The following is a 19014-nucleotide window of genomic DNA, read 5'->3' as shown; positions in this document are numbered from 1 at the left end:
GCAGGATGCCGGGCCCTTCTGGTGAAAAAGGCAGTTATGGATAATTCACTCTTGCGTATCTTTACTCAGCGCAATGCGGCGGTGCTGCTGCTGCTGGGTTTCGCCTCCGGTCTTCCCCTTGCGCTCACCTCCGGCACGCTACAGGCCTGGATGACCGTCGAGGGCGTGGATCTTAAAACCATCGGCTTTTTCTCGCTGGTTGGGCAGGCCTATGTTTTTAAGTTTCTCTGGTCGCCATTGATGGACCGCTATACGCCGCCTTTTCTTGGCCGGCGGCGCGGCTGGCTTCTGCTTACCCAACTGCTGCTGACCGGTGCCATTGCGCTGATGGGCTTTATGGAGCCGGCGCGACATTTAACGCTGCTGGCGGCGCTGGCGGTGCTGATCGCCTTCTGCTCCGCTTCGCAGGATATCGTTTTCGATGCCTGGAAAACCGATATTCTGCCGCCGGAAGAGCGCGGCAGCGGCGCGGCGATCACCGTGCTGGGCTACCGTCTGGCGATGCTGGTTTCCGGCGGGCTGGCGCTGTGGCTGGCGGATCGCTACCTCGGCTGGCAGGCAACCTACTGGCTGATGGCGCTGATGATGCTGCCGGGCCTGATTGCTACCCTGCTGGCGCGCGAGCCCGCGGATACGGCGGCGCGGCCCCATACGCTGGAAGAGGCGGTGATCGCGCCGCTGCGCGACTTCTTTAACCGCGATAACGCCTGGCTGATGCTATCACTGATCGTGCTGTATAAGCTGGGCGACGCCTTCGCCGCCAGCCTGACCACCACCTTTCTGATCCGCGGCGTCGGCTTTTCCGCCGGCGATGTCGGTCTGGTGAATAAATCACTCGGTCTGCTGGCCACCATTATCGGCGCGCTCTACGGCGGGGTATTGATGCAGCGTCTGAGTCTGTTCCGCGCGCTGATGCTGTTCGGCGTGCTGCAGGCGTTTTCTAACCTCGCCTACTGGATGTTGTCGGTCACGCCACCCCATATGTGGAGCATGGCGAGCGCGGTGTTTGCGGAAAACCTCTGCGGCGGCATGGGCACCGCCGCTTTTGTCGCGCTGTTGATGAGCCTGTGCAACCGCTCATTTTCCGCCACGCAGTTCGCGCTGCTTTCAGCGCTGTCGGCGGTAGGACGCGTCTATGTCGGGCCGGCGGCGGGCTGGCTGGTAGAGCTGTGGGACTGGCCCACCTTTTACATGTTTTCGGTGATCGCCGCGCTGCCGGGGCTGCTGCTGCTGGCCGCCAGTAAACAGAGTCTGTTAGCGTCGCAGCAGACGCAACATTTCGCGCCGCGCCGGCACTGGGCGTCCGGCTACCGCTGGGCGCTGCGTCTGCTGGCGGGCGGCGCCGCGCTGCTGGCGCTCTGGCTGCTGGCGCTGGCGCTGAACGCCAGTGGTCTGTTCGCACGCGAAATACCGCTCTACGCGTTATTTAACGCCGGCTGCGTCATCATGCTGCTGGGTATATTCGCCGGCACGCTGCTTGACTATCTGGCGCAGCGCAAAGCGGACCAGAGCAAATAAAACCGGACGGCGAGAAATTAGGAGGCCGTCCGGTGGTTAAAATAATCTCCGCCTGTAAATTATATTGTCCGTTTGCGGGCAAAAAAATTATCCAGCCGGTTTAACAAACTCTGTCTAATATTAAAAAACGGTGCGTAATTATTTATGTTTAATAGTTATCACCCAAATGATACAAAATTGTTAAACTATTGAGGCTTGATTACGTTGTTTAGATTCATCCCTTCCTACAACCTGTTAGCGTCATCTTTTTTCGTTATATTAACCCAAACACCTGTCTCCATTAATAATTTGTCACCTTCTGCAACAGATGTGACACCCTTGGCAAAAGGTGTCAACACCCTTCTGACACGTTCTTAAGCTGGTTTACACTGCATAAACCTTCCCGTAAAATGCCGCCACACTTAAACGACAATAGAGCCCTTGTCATTGAGGTCGTTAAATGAGACTCAGGAAATACAATAAAAGTTTGGGGATTTTGTCATTAATTGCAGGCACTTTATTGTTAAGTGGCTGTGATAGTGCGTTGTTAAATCCCAAAGGACAGATTGCAATGGAGCAACGTTCGCTGATACTGACAGCCTTCGGCTTGATGTTGATCGTCGTTATACCCGCAATTCTGATGGCCGTGGTGTTCGCATGGAAATATCGTGCGTCCAACACAAATGCAAAATACAGCCCTAACTGGTCCCACTCCAATAAAGTGGAAGCGGTGGTCTGGACCGTTCCGATCCTGATCATTCTCTTCCTTGGCGTGCTGACCTGGAAATCGACCCACGCTCTGGAGCCAGGCAAGCCGCTTGCTTCTGACGTGAAGCCGGTTGAGATCGATGTTGTGGCGCTGGACTGGAAATGGCTGTTCATCTATCCGGAACAGGGTATTGCGACGGTTAACGAAATTGCGTTCCCGAAAAATACTCCGGTGAGCTTCAAGATCACCTCCAACTCCGTCATGAACTCCTTCTTCATTCCGACCCTTGGCAGCCAGATCTACGCCATGGCGGGCATGCAGACCAAACTGCACCTGATCGCCAACGAGGCGGGTACCTTCAACGGTATGTCGTCTAACTTTAGCGGCCGCGGTTTCTCAGGAATGAAGTTCCAGGCGATTGCCACCCCCGATCAGGCAGGTTTTGAGCAGTGGGTAGCGAAAGTCAAACAGGCACCGAATACCTTAACCACCATGGATGAATTCGAGAAACTGGCAGCGCCAAGCGAAAACCATCCGGTTGAGTACTTCTCCAACGCGAATCCTGAATTGTTCAAGCAGATTATTGGCAAATTCAAGATGAGCCACGGGAAGATGGACATGTCAGGTCATGAAGGCATGGACATGAGTGAAGCCTCTCACGCGGGAGCCGAGGAATAATACGATGTTCGGAAAATTAACACTGGATGCAGTGCCGTATCATGAGCCGATTATCATGATTACGGTGGCCGCCATCATTCTTGGTGGTCTGGCCCTTGCTGCTGCGCTGACTTACTTCGGTAAGTGGAAATATTTGTGGACGGAATGGCTGACCTCAGTCGACCACAAAAAACTGGGTATCATGTATGTGATCCTGGCATTCGTCATGTTAATTCGTGGCTTTGCCGACGCCATCATGATGCGTGGTCAGCAGATGCTGGCCTCTGCCGGGGAAGCAGGCTTCCTGCCGCCTCATCACTACGATCAGATCTTTACCGCCCACGGCGTTATCATGATCTTCTTCGTAGCGATGCCGTTCGTTGTTGGTCTGATGAACATCGCTGTTCCTCTGCAGATCGGCGCGCGCGACGTGGCGTTCCCTTTCCTTAACAACCTGAGCTTCTGGTTCACCGCTGTCGGCGTGATCCTGGTTAACCTTTCTCTGGGCGTAGGTGAGTTCGCGCAGACCGGTTGGCTGGCTTATCCGCCACTGTCAGGGGCTGAATACAGTCCGGGCGTCGGGGTTGATTACTGGATCTGGAGCCTGCAGCTTTCCGGTATCGGTACGACATTAACGGGTATTAACTTCTTCGTTACTATCCTGAAAATGCGTGCCCCGGGCATGACCATGTTCAAAATGCCGGTGTTCACCTGGGCGTCTCTCTGTACTAACGTACTGATCATCGCCGCGTTCCCGGTGCTGACCGTCACGCTGGCGCTGCTGACCCTTGACCGTTATCTGGGCTTCCATTTCTTTACCAATGATATGGGTGGCAACATGATGATGTATGTCAACCTGATCTGGGTATGGGGCCATCCGGAAGTGTACATTCTGGTTCTGCCGGTTTTCGGTGTGTTCTCAGAAGTGGTCGCGACGTTCTCGAAAAAACGCCTGTTCGGCTACACCTCTCTGGTGTGGGCGACCGTGGTTATTACCATTCTGTCCTTTATCGTTTGGCTGCACCACTTCTTCACCATGGGTGCGGGCGCGAACGTTAACGCCTTCTTCGGCATTATGACGATGATTATCGCCATCCCGACCGGCGTTAAGATCTTCAACTGGCTGTTCACCATGTACCAGGGCCGCATTCAGATGCACTCTGCCATGCTGTGGACCGTAGGCTTCCTGGTCACCTTCTCCGTTGGGGGTATGACCGGTGTTCTGCTGGCGGTTCCGGGTGCCGACTTCGTTCTGCACAACAGTCTGTTCCTGATCGCGCACTTCCATAACGTTATTATCGGTGGAGTGGTGTTCGGCTGTATGGCTGGCGTAACCTACTGGTTCCCGAAAGCGTTTGGTTTCACCCTGAACGAAACCTGGGGTAAACGCGCCTTCTGGTTCTGGATTATCGGCTTCTTCGTTGCCTTTATGCCGCTGTACGCGCTGGGCTTCATGGGCATGACCCGTCGTCTGAGCCAGGATATCGATCCGCAGTTCCATCCGCTGCTGGTTGTGGCCGCCGTTGGTGTTGGCCTGATCGCGCTGGGTATTCTCTGCCAGCTGATCATGTTCTGGGTATCTGTACGCGACCGTCACGAAAACCGCGATCTGACCGGTGACCCGTGGGGCGGCCGTACGCTGGAGTGGTCAACCTCCTCTCCGCCGCCGTTCTATAACTTCGCAGTGGTTCCGCACATCAATGAGCGCGATGCCTTCTGGGAAATGAAAGAAAAAGGCGAAGCGTACAAGCAGCCTGCGCATTACGAAGAGATCCATATGCCGAAAAACAGCGGTGCAGGTCTGATTATCGCCCTGTTCGCCACTATCTTTGGTTTCGCCGCCATCTGGCACATCTGGTGGCTGCTGGGTCTGTCGTTTGTCGCGATGATTGTGAGCTGGGTCGTTAAGAGCTTCGACGAAGACGTTGATTACTATGTTCCGGTCAAAGAGATCGAAGAAATTGAAAATCAGCACTTCAAAGATATCAGCAAAGCAGGTCTGAAATAATGGCACAAACACTGTCTAAACAGCACGACGCCCATGCGGAGCATGGGCATCACCACGATGCTGGAGCCAATAAAATCTTTGGCTTCTGGATTTACCTGATGAGCGACTGCATTATCTTCGCAACGCTGTTTGCGACCTATGCAGTTATGGTCAACAACACTGCCGGTGGCCCGGCAGGTAAAGACATCTTCGAACTGCCGTTCGTACTGGGCGAAACCGCACTGCTGCTGTTGAGTTCCATTACTTACGGTATGGCCGTTATCGGCATGAACAACGGCAGCAAAGGCGCGGTTAACCGCTGGCTGGCGCTGACCTTCCTGCTCGGCCTCGGCTTTATCGCGATGGAAATCTATGAGTTCCATCACCTGATCGCAGAAGGCTTCGGCCCGGATCGCAGCGGCTTCCTGTCCGGCTTCTTTACGCTGGTAGGCACCCACGGTCTGCACGTTACCTGTGGTCTGATCTGGATGCTGGTCCTGATGTTCCAGCTGGCGAAAAATGGTCTGACCGAGACCAACCGCACCCGCGTTATGTGCCTGAGCCTGTTCTGGCACTTCCTGGATGTGGTCTGGATCTGCGTATTTACCATTGTCTACCTGATGGGGGTCATGTAATGAGTCATTCTGCTAACCAACATGGCGTAACTCCTCACAGTAGCGTGAAGTCCTACATGATCGGCTTCATCCTTTCTGTCATCCTGACGGGGATCCCGTTCTGGATGGTAATGGATGGCGGCGCTTCGCATGGCACCATTCTCAGCGTGGTTCTGGTGTGTGCGGTAGTTCAGGTGCTGGTTCACCTGGGCTTCTTCCTGCACTTAGATACCAAATCTGAAGGCGGCTGGAATATGGTGGCGATTGTCTTCGCCGCCATCATTATCCTGATTGTCGTCGTCGGCTCGCTGTGGATCATGTGGAACCTCAACTACAACATGATGATGTCCCACTAAAGAGTCGCGCGTAATGATTAAGCAATACCTGCAAGTAACAAAACCAGGAATTATTTTCGGGAATTTAATTTCTGTTATCGGGGGTTTTCTGCTGGCGTCAAAAGGCAGCATTGATTACACCCTGTTTCTCACCGCCCTCGTTGGTGTCTCGCTGGTGGTCGCATCAGGTTGTGTTTATAACAACTTTATCGACCGCGACATCGACAGAAAAATGGAGAGAACCAAGAATCGAGTGCTGGTTAAAGGCCTCATCTCTCCGAAAGTAACCCTGGTTTATGCAACCGCATTAGGTATTGCTGGCTTTGCGTTGCTGTATTTCGGAGCAAACCCGCTGGCCATGTGGCTGGCGGTGATGGGCTTCGTGGTATACGTCGGCATTTACAGCCTCTATATGAAGCGTAAATCAGTCTACGGTACGCTGATTGGTAGTCTTTCCGGCGCAGCGCCGCCGGTTATCGGCTACTGCGCGGTGACTAACGAGTTTGACGCTGGCGCGCTGATCCTGTTGGCCATCTTTAGCCTGTGGCAGATGCCGCACTCCTATGCGATTGCTATCTTCCGCTTTAAAGATTACCAGGCAGCGAACATTCCGGTATTGCCGGTGGTAAAAGGCATCTCCGTGGCGAAAAACCATATTACGCTCTACATCCTGGCGTTTATGATCGCGACGCTGATGCTGTCACTGGGCGGCTACGCTGGCTACAAATATCTGGTGGTTGCGGCGGCAGTAAGCGTGTGGTGGCTGGGCATGGCACTTTCAGGTTACAAAACCTCAAACGATCGCGTTTGGGCTCGTAAGCTGTTTGTGTTCTCCATTGTCGCCATTACCGCGCTGAGCGTGATGATGTCGGTGGACTTTATGGCCCCGGCTTCACAGAATCTACTGACCTACGTACGCTAACCGCAAGCTACATCACTAAGGGCGCTTCTTGCGCCCTTTCTTTTTGTTACGACTGCTTAAACACTTCTGTTTTACCCGCCCTGCCCCACTCCTTAAAATATTGTCAGTGATAATACTGAGGTTGTAATGAACGATAATAAAATGACACCGGTTGAACTGCGAGCAACCTGGGGTTTAGGCACCGTTTTCTCGTTACGCATGCTGGGCATGTTTATGGTCTTGCCCGTGCTGACGACCTATGGCATGGCGTTACAGGGCGCCAGCGAAGCGTTGATTGGTCTGGCGATCGGCATTTATGGCCTGGCGCAGGCGATTTTCCAGATCCCGTTCGGTTTGCTTTCGGACCGCATCGGGCGCAAGCCGCTGATTGTCGGCGGCCTGCTGGTCTTTGTGCTGGGCAGCGTAATCGCCGCCAGCACCACCTCGATTTGGGGGGTGATCCTCGGCCGCGCGCTGCAAGGCTCTGGCGCTATCGCCGCGGCGGTAATGGCGCTGCTCTCCGACCTGACGCGCGAACAGAACCGCACCAAGGCGATGGCCTTTATCGGCATCAGCTTCGGCATCACCTTCGCCATTGCGATGGTGCTGGGGCCGATTATTACCCATGCGCTTGGCCTGCATGCGCTGTTCTGGATGATCGCCGTGCTGGCCAGCTGCGGCATTGTGATCACCCTGCTGGTGGTTCCCAATGCGCCGCATCATGTGCTGAACCGCGAATCGGGTATGGTGAAGGGCAGTATTCGCGAAGTGCTGATGCAGCCGCGTCTGCTGAAGCTGAATATCGGCATTCTCTGTCTGCATATTCTGCTGATGTCGAGCTTCGTCGCCCTGCCCGGCCAGTTTGAGCAGGCGGGCTTGCCGGCGGAGCAGCACTGGAAAGTCTATCTGGTGACAATGCTGGTGGCCTTTGTCGCCGTGGTGCCCTTCATTATCTATGCCGAAGTGAAACGCCGCATGAAGCGGGTGTTTGTCTCCTGCGTCGCGCTGATTCTGATTGCGGAGATCGTGTTATGGGGCGCCGGCAGCCATTTCTGGACGCTGGCGATCGGCGTGCAGCTCTTCTTCCTCGCCTTCAATCTCATGGAAGCGATTTTACCGTCGCTGATCAGTAAAGAGTCGCCGGCGGGCTATAAGGGCACGGCGATGGGCATCTACTCCACCAGCCAGTTCCTCGGCGTGGCGATCGGCGGCAGCCTCGGCGGCTGGGTATTCGACAGCTTTGATGCCCAGACGGTGTTTCTGTTGGGTGCGGTGGTGGCGACGCTGTGGCTGCTGCTCAGCACCACCATGCAGGAGCCGCCCTATGTCAGCAGCCTGCGTATCGTGCTGGATGACAACGCGCTTAACGACACGCGTCTGGAGCAGAAGCTAAAGGCGCAGCCCGGCGTTTCATCGGTGTTTATCGTGCCGGAAGAGCGCAGCGCCTATGTCAAAATCGACAGCAAGGTTACTAACCGGGTGGAGCTGGAAGCGCTTATCGCCAGTGCCTGAGGAAGATATCGTGCGGATGCCGCACGGTGCGGCCTTCAGACTTTACTGCTGCTTAAGGCGCAGGAAGAGCAGACCGGGAAGGAAAGCGGCCCGCGCCAGAAATAGCGCGGGCCGAGCCGTCAGGGAGGACGTTTTGCGTCTTTACGATCGGAGTGGCCTTGCTGCGCGGGCGCCCTGCCCTTATCTGAAGGCCGCATTCTGCCGCCGCAGTAATTAATCGCGGAAGTTCTTAAACTGGAACGGCTGCCCCAGGTTGCCGCCGCGAATCAGCGCAATGGCGCTCTGCAGGTCGTCGCGCGACTTACCGTTAACGCGCACCTCTTCGCCCTGAATTTGCGGCTGAACTTTGATTTTGCTCTCTTTGATCAGCTTGACGATTTTCTTCGCCATATCCGCCTCAATGCCCTGCTTCATTTTAAGATCGAGACTCCAGCTCTTCCCGCTATGCTCGATCTGCTCCGGCACTTCCAGCGCCGCGCCTTCAATGCCGCGCTTGAGCAGTTTTTCCCGCAGGATATCTACCAGCTGCTTAACCTGAAAATCGGACTCGGTGGTCACTTTAATGGTCTGCGCTTTTTCATTCAGCTCAATGCTGGCGCTGACGTTACGAAAATCGAAGCGGGTTGAGAGTTCGCGGTTGGCGTTTTCAACGGCGTTTCGCACTTCCTGCATGTCGATTTCAGAAACGATATCGAAAGATGGCATAATTTTTTCTCCAGACTCCAAAGTGACATGCATAATACCTGCTTGTGCGCGGCAAAGAAAACAGCCCGTATGCACAGCTATACTCAATTAACTCGCCGGTAAGCGCCTGCGGGAGGACGCATGAAAATTACGGTACTCGGCTGCGGCGTGCTGGGCCAGCTCTGGCTGGCGGCGCTCGATCGACAGGGCCACGAGGTGCAGGGCTGGCTGCGCGTACCGCAGCCCTACTGCTCGGTTAACCTTATCGATCTTGATGGTTCCGCCATCAACAAAACCTTTATCGCCAACGATCCGCTGTTTCTCGGCAGCAGCGAGCTGCTGCTGGTTACCCTTAAGGCCTGGCAGGTGTCGGGCGCCGTTAAAAATATCCAGGCGCTGCTACCGGAGCCGTGCCCGATCCTGCTGCTGCATAACGGCATGGGCACGCTGGAGGAGTTGCGCGGCTTACCCCAGCCGCTGCTGCGCGGCGTCACCACCCATGCGGCGAAACGCGATGGTACGGTCATCGTGCATGTTGCCGGCGGCATTACCCATATCGGCCCCGGCTCGCCGGAAAGCGGTGCGCTCAGCGATCTGGCAGAAATGCTGCACCAGGCGCTGCCCGATGTCGCCTGGCACAACGACGTGCTGGCCGCCTGCTGGCAGAAGCTGGCAGCCAACTGCGTGATCAATCCGCTTAGCGCGCTAAATGATTGCCTGAACGGCGAGCTGATCGCCTGGCCGGAGCAGATCGCCCGCCTGTGCGACGAAGTGGCGGCGGTGATGGAACGCGAAGGGGTGCATACCAGCGCCCGGCAGCTGCAGGACTATGTGTCTGCGGTTATCGCCAGCACCGCGCAGAATGTCTCGTCGATGCTGCAGGACGTGCGCGCCCAGCGCCGTACGGAAATTGACTATATCACCGGCTATTTACTGCAGCGGGCGCGGGCGCAGGGCATCGCCGTCCCGGAGAATACCCGGCTGTACGAACAGATTAAGCGAAAGGAGCAAAATTATGAGCGCGAACGTATCGGCGCTGGTCTGCCTGGCACATGGCACTGAGGAGATCGAAGCGGTCACCGTGATCGATTTGCTGGTGCGCGCCGGCATTACCGTGACAACGGCCAGCGTTAACGGCGACGGCGATCGGCAGATCGTCTGCTCGCGCGGCGTGACGCTGCTGGCGGATGCGCTGCTGGTGGACGTGGCGGACAACGACTATGACGCTATCGTGCTGCCGGGCGGCCTGAAAGGGGCGCAGGCGTTTCACGATAGCCCGCTGCTGGTGGAGGCGGTACAGCAGTTTCATCTGTCAGGGCGCATCGTAGCGGCTATCTGCGCCGCCGCCGGCACGGTGCTGGTGCCGCACGATCTGTTTCCCATCGGCAATATGACCGGCTTTCCCGGCCTGAAAGAGACCATTCCGGACGATAAATGGGTGGAGAAGCGTGTGGTCTGGGATCCGCGCGTCAACCTGCTGACCAGCCAGGGGCCCGGCACGGCAATGGATTTTGCGCTGAAGCTTATCGACCTGCTGGTGGGAAAAGAGAAAGCGGCGGAGGTCGCCTCGCAGCTGGTGCTGGCGGCAGGTATTTACGACTATCGCGAGTAAATGACGCGGCGGACTGAGCGGCGGCGATAAAAAAGGCCAGCCTGGCGGCTGGCCTGATTCGCGAAGGCTACGGGCGGTAGACCTTCACGTTTTTAAAGCCCTGTTCATGCAGATAGAGCGCCTGCAGGCGGCTCATTACGCCGCGATCGCAGTAAAGCAGCCAGGTTTTACTCTGGTCGAGGTCGCCGAACTGGGTGCCCAGCTTATAAAACGGCAGCGAGGTAACCTCAATACCGTCGACCTTCAGCGGCTTATCTTCCTGCTCATCCAGCGAACGGATATCCAACAGCGCATCATTAGCGGAGAAGGAGGCCACGGTTTCCACCTCGGTCACCTCTTCCTGCGTCTGTTCAGCGATGGTGCGGATGTCGACGTTAGTGGCTTCCTGCACCACGCGATCCAGCACCGCGAAATCGAAGTTGTCCTCTTCCGCCTCAATCTTCGCCTTCACCGCTTTCACCGTCGGGCTTTTGGAAATCACGCCGCAATATTCCGGCATGGTGCGGGCGAAATCTTCGGTGCCGATGCGGCGCGCCAGATTGATGATATGTTCTTTGTCGTGCGAAATCAGCGGACGCAGAATCAGCGTATCAGACGCGTTATCGATCAGCCGCAGGTTGGTCAGCGTCTGGCTGGAAACCTGGCCGAGCGCTTCGCCGGTCACCAGCGCCTGCACGCCGTAGCGCTCAGCGATCTGCGAGGCGGCGCGCACCATCATGCGCTTCAGTACCACGCCCATCTGGCCGTCGTCCACCTTCTCCAGAATCTCCGCCACAACCGGTTCGAAATTGATGGCGACGAAACGCACGCGGTGCGAGCGGCCGAAACGATTCCACAGATAGTGCGCTACCTGACGGACGCCGATCTCATGCGCGGCGCCGCCCAGGTTGAAGAAGCAGTAATGTACACGGCAGCCGCGACGCATCAGCATATAGCTGGAGACGCCGGAGTCGAAGCCGCCAGAGATCAGCGACAGCACATCTTCCTGAGTGCCGATCGGGAAGCCTCCCAGGCCCTCATAACGGCCGGTCACCAGCAGCAGGCGATCGTTTTCAATCTCCAGATTGACGGTAACCTGCGGGTTAGAGAGGTTAACCTGCGCGCTGGCGATATGCTGATTCAGCCCGCCGCCGACGTAACGCTCCACATCCTGCGAGCTGAACGGGTGCTGGCCGCGACGCTTCACGCGCACGCAGAAGGTTTTTCCTTCCAGCCGCTCGCGGTTGACCGCCATCGCCTGTTCGAAAATATTGTGCATATCGGTCCAGACGCGATCTTCTACCGCCAGGACGTGATGAATACCGGGAATGCGCGTTAGCTCATCAATAAAGGTTTCACGCAGGCTTTCATCTTTAGAGCGGACTTCGATGTGGTCCCAGTGACGCACCACCGCCAGCGTCTCATCAAGATCCTTTAATACGTTGCGAATATTGCCCGTAAGGATTTTGATAAAGCGCAAGCGCACCGACTGGCTCTTGATGGTGATTTCAGGAAACAATTTAATGATAAACTTCATGACAGCGCAGCTCTGAGACAATTAAGTGCTAAAAAAGGCGACACTTAACTGATAAAATCAATGAATTGCAAAGTAACTAGTGTCCTTTGCTTCCGAGGCGCGACAGTATATCACCTTTGTCTGCGGGCTGCCTGTTTTACTGCCATGCTCTATCATTATTTTGCTAATCATTTCGAGTCGGCTACCATGTCCGATTGCTATAAGACAAAAAACCTGTGAGCCAAAAATCACTATGCCAAAAAAAGCCGAACAGCCCATCAGTTTTGAAACTTCCCTGCAGCAGCTGGAGCAGATAGTCACCCGTCTGGAAAGTGGCGATCTGCCGCTGGAAGAGGCGCTGAATGAGTTTGAGCGCGGCGTGCAACTGGCTAAGGTCGGGCAAAAGACGCTGCAGCAGGCGGAGCAGCGCGTACAGATCCTGCTTAACGATGATAAAGACGCTGCCCTGACGCCTTTCACGCCGGACGCTGAATAATGGATTTTGCTCAACTGCTCGCCCACTATCACGATCGGGTGAACGGCGCGCTGGCGCGCTTTATTTCTCCCCTGCCCTTTCAGAGTTCTCCTCTGGTTAATGCCATGCAATATGGGGCATTATTAGGCGGTAAAAGGCTGCGGCCATTTCTGGTGTATGTCGTCGGCGATATGCTGCGCGTTGACGCCGAGAGTCTTGATGCCCCCGCCGCCGCCGTTGAATGTATTCACGCCTACTCATTGATTCATGATGATCTCCCCGCCATGGATGATGATAGCCTGCGCCGCGGGCAGCCCACCTGCCATATTAAATTTGGCGAGGATACCGCTATCCTGGCGGGCGACGCGTTGCAAACGCTGGCCTTCTCCATTCTTGCCGATGCGCCGATGCGCAACGTACAGCCGCAGGACCGCATCGCGATGATTTCCGAGCTGGCCCAGGCGAGCGGCGTGGCCGGCATGTGCGGCGGCCAGGCGTTGGATCTGGCGGCGGAAGGCGAACAGATCGACCTGGCGGCGCTGGAAGCGATTCATCGCCATAAAACCGGCGCGCTGATCCGTTCCGCGGTGCGTCTCGGCGCGCTGGCGGCGGGCGAACGCGGGCGCGATGCGCTGCCGCTGCTGGACCGCTATGCGAACGCCATCGGCCTGGCTTTTCAGGTGCAGGACGACATCCTGGATGTGGTCGGCGACACCGCCGTCACCGGTAAGCAACAGGGCGCCGATCAGCAGTTGGGAAAAAGCACCTACCCGGCGTTAATGGGGCTGGATAACGCCCGTCAGAAAGCCCAGGCGCTGTATCAGGAAGCGCTGGACGCGCTGGATCGGCTGGCCGCGCTTTCCCTGGATACGACCACGCTGCGAGCCCTGGCAAGCTTCGTAATCGAACGTGATAAATAACCTCCACGATGAGTCTCTGATGAGTTTTGATACTGCAAAATACCCGACGCTGGCGCTTGCCGATTCTGTGCAAGAACTACGTAAACTGCCAAAAGAGAAACTGCCCGCGCTGTGCGATGAGCTGCGTCAGTACCTTCTGGACAGCGTAAGCCGCTCCAGCGGTCATTTTGCCTCCGGCCTCGGCGTGGTTGAACTGACCGTAGCACTGCACTATGTCTATAACACCCCGTTCGACCACCTGGTGTGGGACGTGGGTCATCAGGCCTATCCGCATAAGATTTTGACCGGCCGCCGCGATCGCATCGGCACCATCCGGCAGAAAGGCGGCCTGCATCCCTTCCCGTGGCGCGCGGAGAGCGAGTATGACGTGCTGAGCGTCGGCCACTCCTCGACCTCGATCAGCGCGGGCCTGGGGATGGCGGTCGCCGCCGGCAAAGAGGGTGAAGGCCGCCGCACCGCCTGTATTATCGGCGACGGCGCGATCACCGCCGGCATGGCGTTCGAAGCGATGAACCACGCCGGCGACATCAAAGCTGACCTGCTGGTGATCCTGAACGATAACGAAATGTCGATTTCGGAAAACGTCGGCGCGCTGAACAATCGCCTGGCGCAAATCCTCTCCGGCAAAACCTATGCGCGCCTGCGCGAAGGCGGCAAAAAGGTGCTGACCGGCCTGCCGCCGATCAAAGAGCTGGTTAAGCGTACCGAAGAGCATCTGAAAGGCATGGTGGTGCCGGGCACGCTGTTCGAGGAGCTGGGCTTTAACTATATCGGCCCGGTGGACGGTCACGACGTGCTGACGCTGGTGCATACGCTGAGCAACATGCGCGACCTGAAAGGGCCGCAGTTCCTGCATATCATGACCAAAAAGGGCAAAGGCTACGCGCCGGCGGAAAACGATCCGATCGCCTGGCATGCGGTGCCGAAGTTCGATCCGGCGAGCGGCGCGCTGCCGAAAAGCGCGGGTGGCCTGCCGAGCTACTCCACCATCTTCGGCAACTGGCTGTGTGAAACCGCCGCCGGCGACGATAAGCTGATGGCGGTGACGCCGGCGATGCGCGAAGGCTCCGGCATGGTCGGCTTTTCGCGTCAGTATCCGGGACAATATTTCGATGTCGCCATCGCTGAACAGCACGCGGTGACCTTTGCCGCCGGCCTGGCGATCGGCGGCTACAAGCCGGTGGTGGCGATCTACTCCACCTTCCTGCAGCGCGCCTACGATCAGCTGATCCATGATGTGGCGATTCAGCAGCTGCCGGTGCTGTTTGCTATCGATCGCGGCGGCATCGTTGGCGCCGATGGCCAGACCCACCAGGGCGCCTTCGACCTGGCTTTCCTGCGCTGCATTCCCGGCATGGTGATCATGACGCCAAGCGATGAAAACGAATGCCGTCAGATGCTTTACACCGGCTACCACTATCAGGACGGCCCGAGCGCGGTGCGCTATCCGCGCGGCACCGGCACCGGCGCAACGCTGGAGCCGCTGGCCTCGCTGCCGCTGGGCAAAGGTGTGGTGAAGCGTCAGGGCGAAAAGCTGGCGATCCTGAACTTCGGCACGCTGCTGCCGGAAGCGCGGGCGGCGGCGGAAGCGCTAAACGCCACGCTGGTAGATATGCGTTTCGTTAAACCGCTGGATGAGGCGCTGGTGCTGGAACTGGCCGCCAGCCATGAAGCGCTGGTGACGCTGGAGGAAGGCGCGATTAAAGGCGGTGCCGGCAGCGGCGTCAATGAACTGCTGATGGCGAAGCGCGTACTGGCACCGGTGCTAAACATCGGCCTGCCGGATGCTTTTATCCCGCAGGGTTCGCAGGAAGAGATCCGTCACGACTATCAGCTCGACGCCATCGGCATTCAGCAGCAGATTGCGCGCTGGCTGGCGCTGTAACGCACTTAGCCGTCAGTGATAAAAAAGGCGCTGGATGTGAACATCCAGCGCCTTTTTCATAAGCCCGACCGGCGATTAACATCATCAGGCGGGCAAACAGTATGGGTTACGCCAGCCAGTGCAGCCCCATCCACCACAACAGCACGGCGGAGATGATGCCGGCAATAATATCATCCACCATAATCCCCATGCCGCCATGCACGTTACGATCGAACCAGCGGATCGGCCAGGGCTTCCACATATCCAGGATGCGGAAAATCACAAAGCCGGCCAGCACCCACTGCCAGGTCATCGCCGGGATCGCCATCAGGGTGATCCACATGCCGATAAACTCGTCCCAGACGATGCTGCCGTGATCGTGAACGCCCATATCCTTCGCCGTACGGTGGCAAAGATAAACGCCGATGCAGATGCCGAACATCACCAGCAGCGAATAGATATCCTGCGGCAGAAACGTCATCAGCCACCAGAACGGGATCGCCGCCAGCGAGCCCATCGTGCCCGGCACATACGGGCTTAAGCCACTGCCAAAGCCGGTCGCCAGCAGATGCCAGGGATTGCTCAGGCGCAGGCGGCTTTTCGCCAGATCTTTATCGCGCGTCAAAATGGTCAAATCCCTTTAGATTGAGGGTCGTCGGCTTGCCGTCCTGCAGCAGTACCAGCCCTTCTGATTCCGGTCCCAGCTGGCCGATGCAGGTATAGGGCACGCCGAGATGGCCCAGCGCCACGTCCAGCGCGCCGCGGTTGATTTCCGGTACCGTAAAGCAGAGTTCGTAATCTTCGCCGCCGCTTAACGCCCAGCGTAACGCCTGCTCGCCGTCAAAATGATCGCGCAGCACGGCGGAGACAGGCAGCGCATCAAGGTTAACGCGCGCGCCGCACTCGCTGGCTTTAAGAATATGGCCTAAATCGGATACCAGCCCGTCGGAAATATCGATCGCCGCGCTGGCAAGGTTACGCAGCGCCTGACCCTGCAGAATGCGCGGCATCGGCCGCAGGTGGCGTTTAATCAACGCCTCATGCACGGCCGGATCGGTAATGCGCATACGGTGCTGCAGCAGCGCGAGGCCCGCCGCGCTGTCGCCCAGCGTGCCGGTCACGAAGATCCAGTCGCCGGGACGCGCGCCGCTGCGGCGCAGCGCCCGACCGGCCGGCACCAGTCCGTGAATGCCCAGCGTCAGGCTGCGCGGTCCGCGCGTGGTGTCGCCGCCGATCAGCTGCATATCGTAGTAATCGAGCAGTTCGAACAGGCTGTCGCTGAAGGCTTTCAGCCACGTCTCATCCACCTCCGGCAGGGTCAGCGCCAGCGTCAGCCAGGCGGGATCGGCCCCCATGGCGGCGAGATCGCTAAGGTTAACCGCCAGCGCTTTGTAGCCGAGATCGGCAGGATGGATGTCGCGCAGAAAGTGGATGCCTTCCACCAGCGTATCGGTACTGATGGCCAGGGTTTGCTTTTCCGGCACGTTTAAGAGTGCGCAGTCGTCGCCAATACCCTTTTCCACATCGCGACGTGAGCTTGTCACGCGATTGAAATAACGCGCGATCAGTTCAAATTCGCCACATGACATAATGAATTTCCGCTGAACCTGAATGAAAAAGGCCGGAAATGATCCGGCCTCGGGAGATTATTTCTTGTTGGGGCGGATTTGCGGAGCGGCTTTATCCAGCACGCCGTTAACAAACTTATGGCTGTCTTCAGCGCCAAATACTTTTGCCAGCTCAATACCTTCGTTGATGGCCACTTTATATGGCACATCGCTACGCTTGCTCAGTTCATACAGAGAAACGCGCAGGATAGCTTTTTCCACCTGGCCCAGCTCTTCCAGCTGGCGCGACAGGTAAGGCTTCATCAGACCGTCAAGGTATGCGCTGTTGGTCGCAACGCCAGCCAGCAGCTCGCGGAAATAGTTGATATCAACGTCTTTGACATCCTGTTCCGCGAGAAACTGATATTCAATATCAGCAATGTCATTATGGGACAACTGCCAGGAATAAAGCGCCTGGACAGCACACTCACGGGCGCGGCGACGAGCAGCAGGTTTCACAAAAATCCCCTTACAAAAATCAGGCTTTAATGGCTTTCAATACGTTAATCATTTCGAGCGCGGTCAGTGCGGCTTCCGCACCTTTGTTGCCCGCTTTGGTACCGGCGCGTTCAATCGCCTGCTCGATATTTTCCGTGGTCAGGACGCCGAAGGCGACCGGAATGTCGCTGTTCATCGCGACGCTGGCAAGGCCAGAGCTGGCTTCGCCGGCAACATATTCGAAGTGCGCGGTGCCGCCACGGATCACGGTGCCTAAGGCAATAACCGCGTCGTGCTTACCGGCATTGGCGACGGCGCGGGCCGTCATAGGTAATTCATAGGCGCCCGGCACCCAGATGACGGTGATATTTTCTTCTTTCACCTGACCGATGCGTTTCAGTGCGTCGATCGCGCCATCCAGCAGGCTTTCATTAATGAAGTTGTTGAAACGCGCAATAATGATGGCGACTTTCGCCTCCGGCGTGGCAACAGCAGCTTCGATAATTTTCATAGTTTTCCTTTCAGGGTTCTGATTGGCCCCGCAGGGGGCGGATTCTATCATACTCTTTCGCACTCTGCTTCCGCTTTTCCGCAGAGCGTTATACCGGCCGGAGCGTCAGGCGCAAATCGGGGCCAACCGGCACCGCCTCGCTAAAGCGAAAGGCCGGCGCATCCTGCAGATGCGTCAGCCCCGGCAAGCTGCACAGGCCGCGCGCCTCCTCGCCCAGCAGTTTCGGGGCCAGATAAACAATCAGCTCATCCACCACGCCGGCGGTCAGCAGCGCGCCCGCCAGCTGCGCACCCGCTTCCACCCAGACATGGTTAATCTGCTGTTTGCCCAGCAGCATCATCAGCGAGACCAGATCAACGCGGCCCTCGCGCGCCGGCACCAGCAGCTGGCGCGCTGTCGGCGGCCACGGCTGGCTTTCATCGGCTGTCAGGCGCGCCAGCCAGCTTTCGCCCGGCTGCTGCAGCACGCGATGCTGCGGCGTCACCCGATTCTGGCTGTCGATCACCACCCGTACCGGCTGGCGTAAATTTTCTTGCGGATACGCCGCCTGGATCTGTTCGCCCAGCTCCTCCCAGCGCACCGTTAGCGCCGGGTCATCCGCCAGCACCGTAGCGCTGCTGCTGAGGATCGCCGAACTCTGCGCGCGCAGGCGCTGTACGTCACGGCGCGCCTGCGGCGAGGTTATCCACTGGCTCTCGCCGCTGGCCATCGCCGTACGGCCATCCAGCGACGCACCTAGTTTAAGCTGCACGAAGGGGAATCCGGTGCGCATCCGCTTTAAAAAGCCGCGGTTCAGCGCCTCCGCCTCCGCCATCATCAAGCCGTGGCTGACGGCGACGCCCGCCTGCTGCAGACGATAGAGGCCGCGCCCGGCCACTTCGGGATTCGGATCCTGCATCGCTGCCACCACACGGCTTACGCCGGCGGCGATCAGCGCGTCGCAACAGGGTGGCGTGCGGCCATGATGGCTGCACGGCTCCAGCGTCACATAGGCGGTGGCGCCGCGCGCGCGATCGCCCGCCATGCGCAGCGCATGCACCTCGGCGTGCGGCTCACCGGCGCGCCGGTGCCAGCCTTCGCCGACGATAACGCCGTCGCGCACGATCACGCAGCCGACGTTGGGATTTGGAGTAGTGGTAAAACGTCCGCGCCGCGCCAGCTCCAGCGCGCGCGCCATAAATGCTTCATCACGCATG

Annotated in this window: 19 protein-coding genes; 12 read left to right on the top strand and 7 right to left on the bottom strand. The window is 57.6% G+C overall.

From position 1 onward, the window contains the following. The first annotated feature begins 36 nt into the window (after positions 1–36). From ampG to C2E15_RS05835, 7 genes are all read left to right on the top strand, one after another. Positions 37–1518, top strand: coding sequence for a muropeptide MFS transporter AmpG (ampG, locus tag C2E15_RS05865; protein ID WP_104956539.1), 1482 nt, complete (start codon positions 37–39; stop codon positions 1516–1518). 439 nt (positions 1519–1957) lie between these two features. Continuing rightward, positions 1958–2884: a cytochrome o ubiquinol oxidase subunit II gene (cyoA, locus tag C2E15_RS05860; RefSeq protein ID WP_104956538.1), complete on the top strand. Its 927-nt coding sequence runs from the start codon at positions 1958–1960 to the stop codon at positions 2882–2884. 4 nt (positions 2885–2888) lie between these two features. Next, entirely contained in the window at positions 2889–4871 is a 1983-nt protein-coding gene (cyoB, locus tag C2E15_RS05855; protein ID WP_104956537.1) for a cytochrome o ubiquinol oxidase subunit I, read from the top strand. Further along, positions 4871–5485: a cytochrome o ubiquinol oxidase subunit III gene (locus C2E15_RS05850; protein ID WP_425438030.1), complete on the top strand. Its 615-nt coding sequence runs from the start codon at positions 4871–4873 to the stop codon at positions 5483–5485. Before cyoB ends, C2E15_RS05850 begins: the two co-directional genes overlap by 1 nt. Next, a complete protein-coding gene (locus tag C2E15_RS05845) occupies positions 5485–5820 on the top strand; it encodes a cytochrome o ubiquinol oxidase subunit IV (protein ID WP_038627612.1) in 336 nt (111 codons plus the stop codon). The genes C2E15_RS05850 and C2E15_RS05845 overlap by 1 nt, the downstream gene beginning before the upstream one ends. A 13-nt stretch (positions 5821–5833) precedes the next feature. After that, positions 5834–6721 (top strand): heme o synthase, encoded by an 888-nt coding sequence (gene cyoE, locus C2E15_RS05840; protein WP_104956535.1) that lies wholly within the window; start codon positions 5834–5836, stop codon positions 6719–6721. A 126-nt stretch (positions 6722–6847) separates the two neighbouring features. Further along, positions 6848–8212 carry an MFS transporter gene (locus C2E15_RS05835; RefSeq protein WP_104956534.1) on the top strand — a complete coding sequence of 455 codons (1365 nt, stop codon included), beginning with the start codon at positions 6848–6850 and terminating at the stop codon, positions 8210–8212. A gap of 213 nt (positions 8213–8425) precedes the next feature. Here C2E15_RS05835 and C2E15_RS05830 read toward each other — a convergent pair whose 3' ends face one another. Beyond that, positions 8426–8917, bottom strand: a complete 492-nt coding sequence (locus tag C2E15_RS05830; protein WP_104956533.1) for a YajQ family cyclic di-GMP-binding protein — start codon at positions 8915–8917, stop codon at positions 8426–8428. Positions 8918–9037: 120 nt separating this feature from the next. Here C2E15_RS05830 and panE point away from each other — a divergent pair, with 120 nt between their 5' ends. Continuing rightward, entirely contained in the window at positions 9038–9958 is a 921-nt protein-coding gene (gene panE, locus C2E15_RS05825) for a 2-dehydropantoate 2-reductase (protein WP_104956532.1), read from the top strand. After that, on the top strand, positions 9912–10508 hold the full coding sequence (gene yajL / locus C2E15_RS05820) for a protein deglycase YajL (protein WP_104956531.1): 597 nt from the start codon (positions 9912–9914) through the stop codon (positions 10506–10508). Before panE ends, yajL begins: the two co-directional genes overlap by 47 nt. A gap of 67 nt (positions 10509–10575) precedes the next feature. Here yajL and thiI read toward each other — a convergent pair whose 3' ends face one another. Further along, positions 10576–12024 (bottom strand): tRNA uracil 4-sulfurtransferase ThiI, encoded by a 1449-nt coding sequence (gene thiI, locus C2E15_RS05815; protein WP_104956530.1) that lies wholly within the window; start codon positions 12022–12024, stop codon positions 10576–10578. A 232-nt stretch (positions 12025–12256) separates the two neighbouring features. Here thiI and xseB point away from each other — a divergent pair, with 232 nt between their 5' ends. Genes xseB through dxs form a run of 3 tightly spaced genes read left to right on the top strand, consistent with a single transcriptional unit; the run spans position 12257 to position 15283 of the window. Then, entirely contained in the window at positions 12257–12499 is a 243-nt protein-coding gene (gene xseB / locus C2E15_RS05810) for an exodeoxyribonuclease VII small subunit (RefSeq protein WP_085067726.1), read from the top strand. Next, positions 12499–13398 (top strand): (2E,6E)-farnesyl diphosphate synthase, encoded by a 900-nt coding sequence (ispA, locus tag C2E15_RS05805; protein WP_104956529.1) that lies wholly within the window; start codon positions 12499–12501, stop codon positions 13396–13398. Before xseB ends, ispA begins: the two co-directional genes overlap by 1 nt. A gap of 19 nt (positions 13399–13417) precedes the next feature. Then, positions 13418–15283, top strand: coding sequence for a 1-deoxy-D-xylulose-5-phosphate synthase (gene dxs / locus C2E15_RS05800; RefSeq protein WP_104956528.1), 1866 nt, complete (start codon positions 13418–13420; stop codon positions 15281–15283). Positions 15284–15389: 106 nt separating this feature from the next. On the opposite strand, the gene pgpA is transcribed toward dxs, so the two are convergent. From pgpA to ribD, 5 genes are all read right to left on the bottom strand, one after another. Further along, entirely contained in the window at positions 15390–15896 is a 507-nt protein-coding gene (gene pgpA / locus C2E15_RS05795) for a phosphatidylglycerophosphatase A (RefSeq protein ID WP_104956527.1), read from the bottom strand. Continuing rightward, positions 15874–16851 carry a thiamine-phosphate kinase gene (thiL, locus tag C2E15_RS05790; RefSeq protein WP_104956526.1) on the bottom strand — a complete coding sequence of 326 codons (978 nt, stop codon included), beginning with the start codon at positions 16849–16851 and terminating at the stop codon, positions 15874–15876. Before thiL ends, pgpA begins: the two co-directional genes overlap by 23 nt. A gap of 57 nt (positions 16852–16908) precedes the next feature. Further along, positions 16909–17328, bottom strand: a complete 420-nt coding sequence (nusB, locus tag C2E15_RS05785) for a transcription antitermination factor NusB (RefSeq protein WP_038627635.1) — start codon at positions 17326–17328, stop codon at positions 16909–16911. 19 nt (positions 17329–17347) lie between these two features. Then, positions 17348–17818, bottom strand: a complete 471-nt coding sequence (gene ribH / locus C2E15_RS05780) for a 6,7-dimethyl-8-ribityllumazine synthase (protein ID WP_104956525.1) — start codon at positions 17816–17818, stop codon at positions 17348–17350. A gap of 88 nt (positions 17819–17906) precedes the next feature. Next, positions 17907–19013 (bottom strand): bifunctional diaminohydroxyphosphoribosylaminopyrimidine deaminase/5-amino-6-(5-phosphoribosylamino)uracil reductase RibD, encoded by a 1107-nt coding sequence (gene ribD / locus C2E15_RS05775; RefSeq protein ID WP_104956524.1) that lies wholly within the window; start codon positions 19011–19013, stop codon positions 17907–17909. Between the last annotated feature and the right edge of the window lies 1 nt (position 19014).

Origin of the sequence: Mixta gaviniae, from assembly GCF_002953195.1 — a bacterium.
GTDB lineage: Bacteria > Pseudomonadota > Gammaproteobacteria > Enterobacterales > Enterobacteriaceae > Mixta > Mixta gaviniae.
This window is presented reverse-complemented; position numbering and strand designations above follow the sequence as displayed.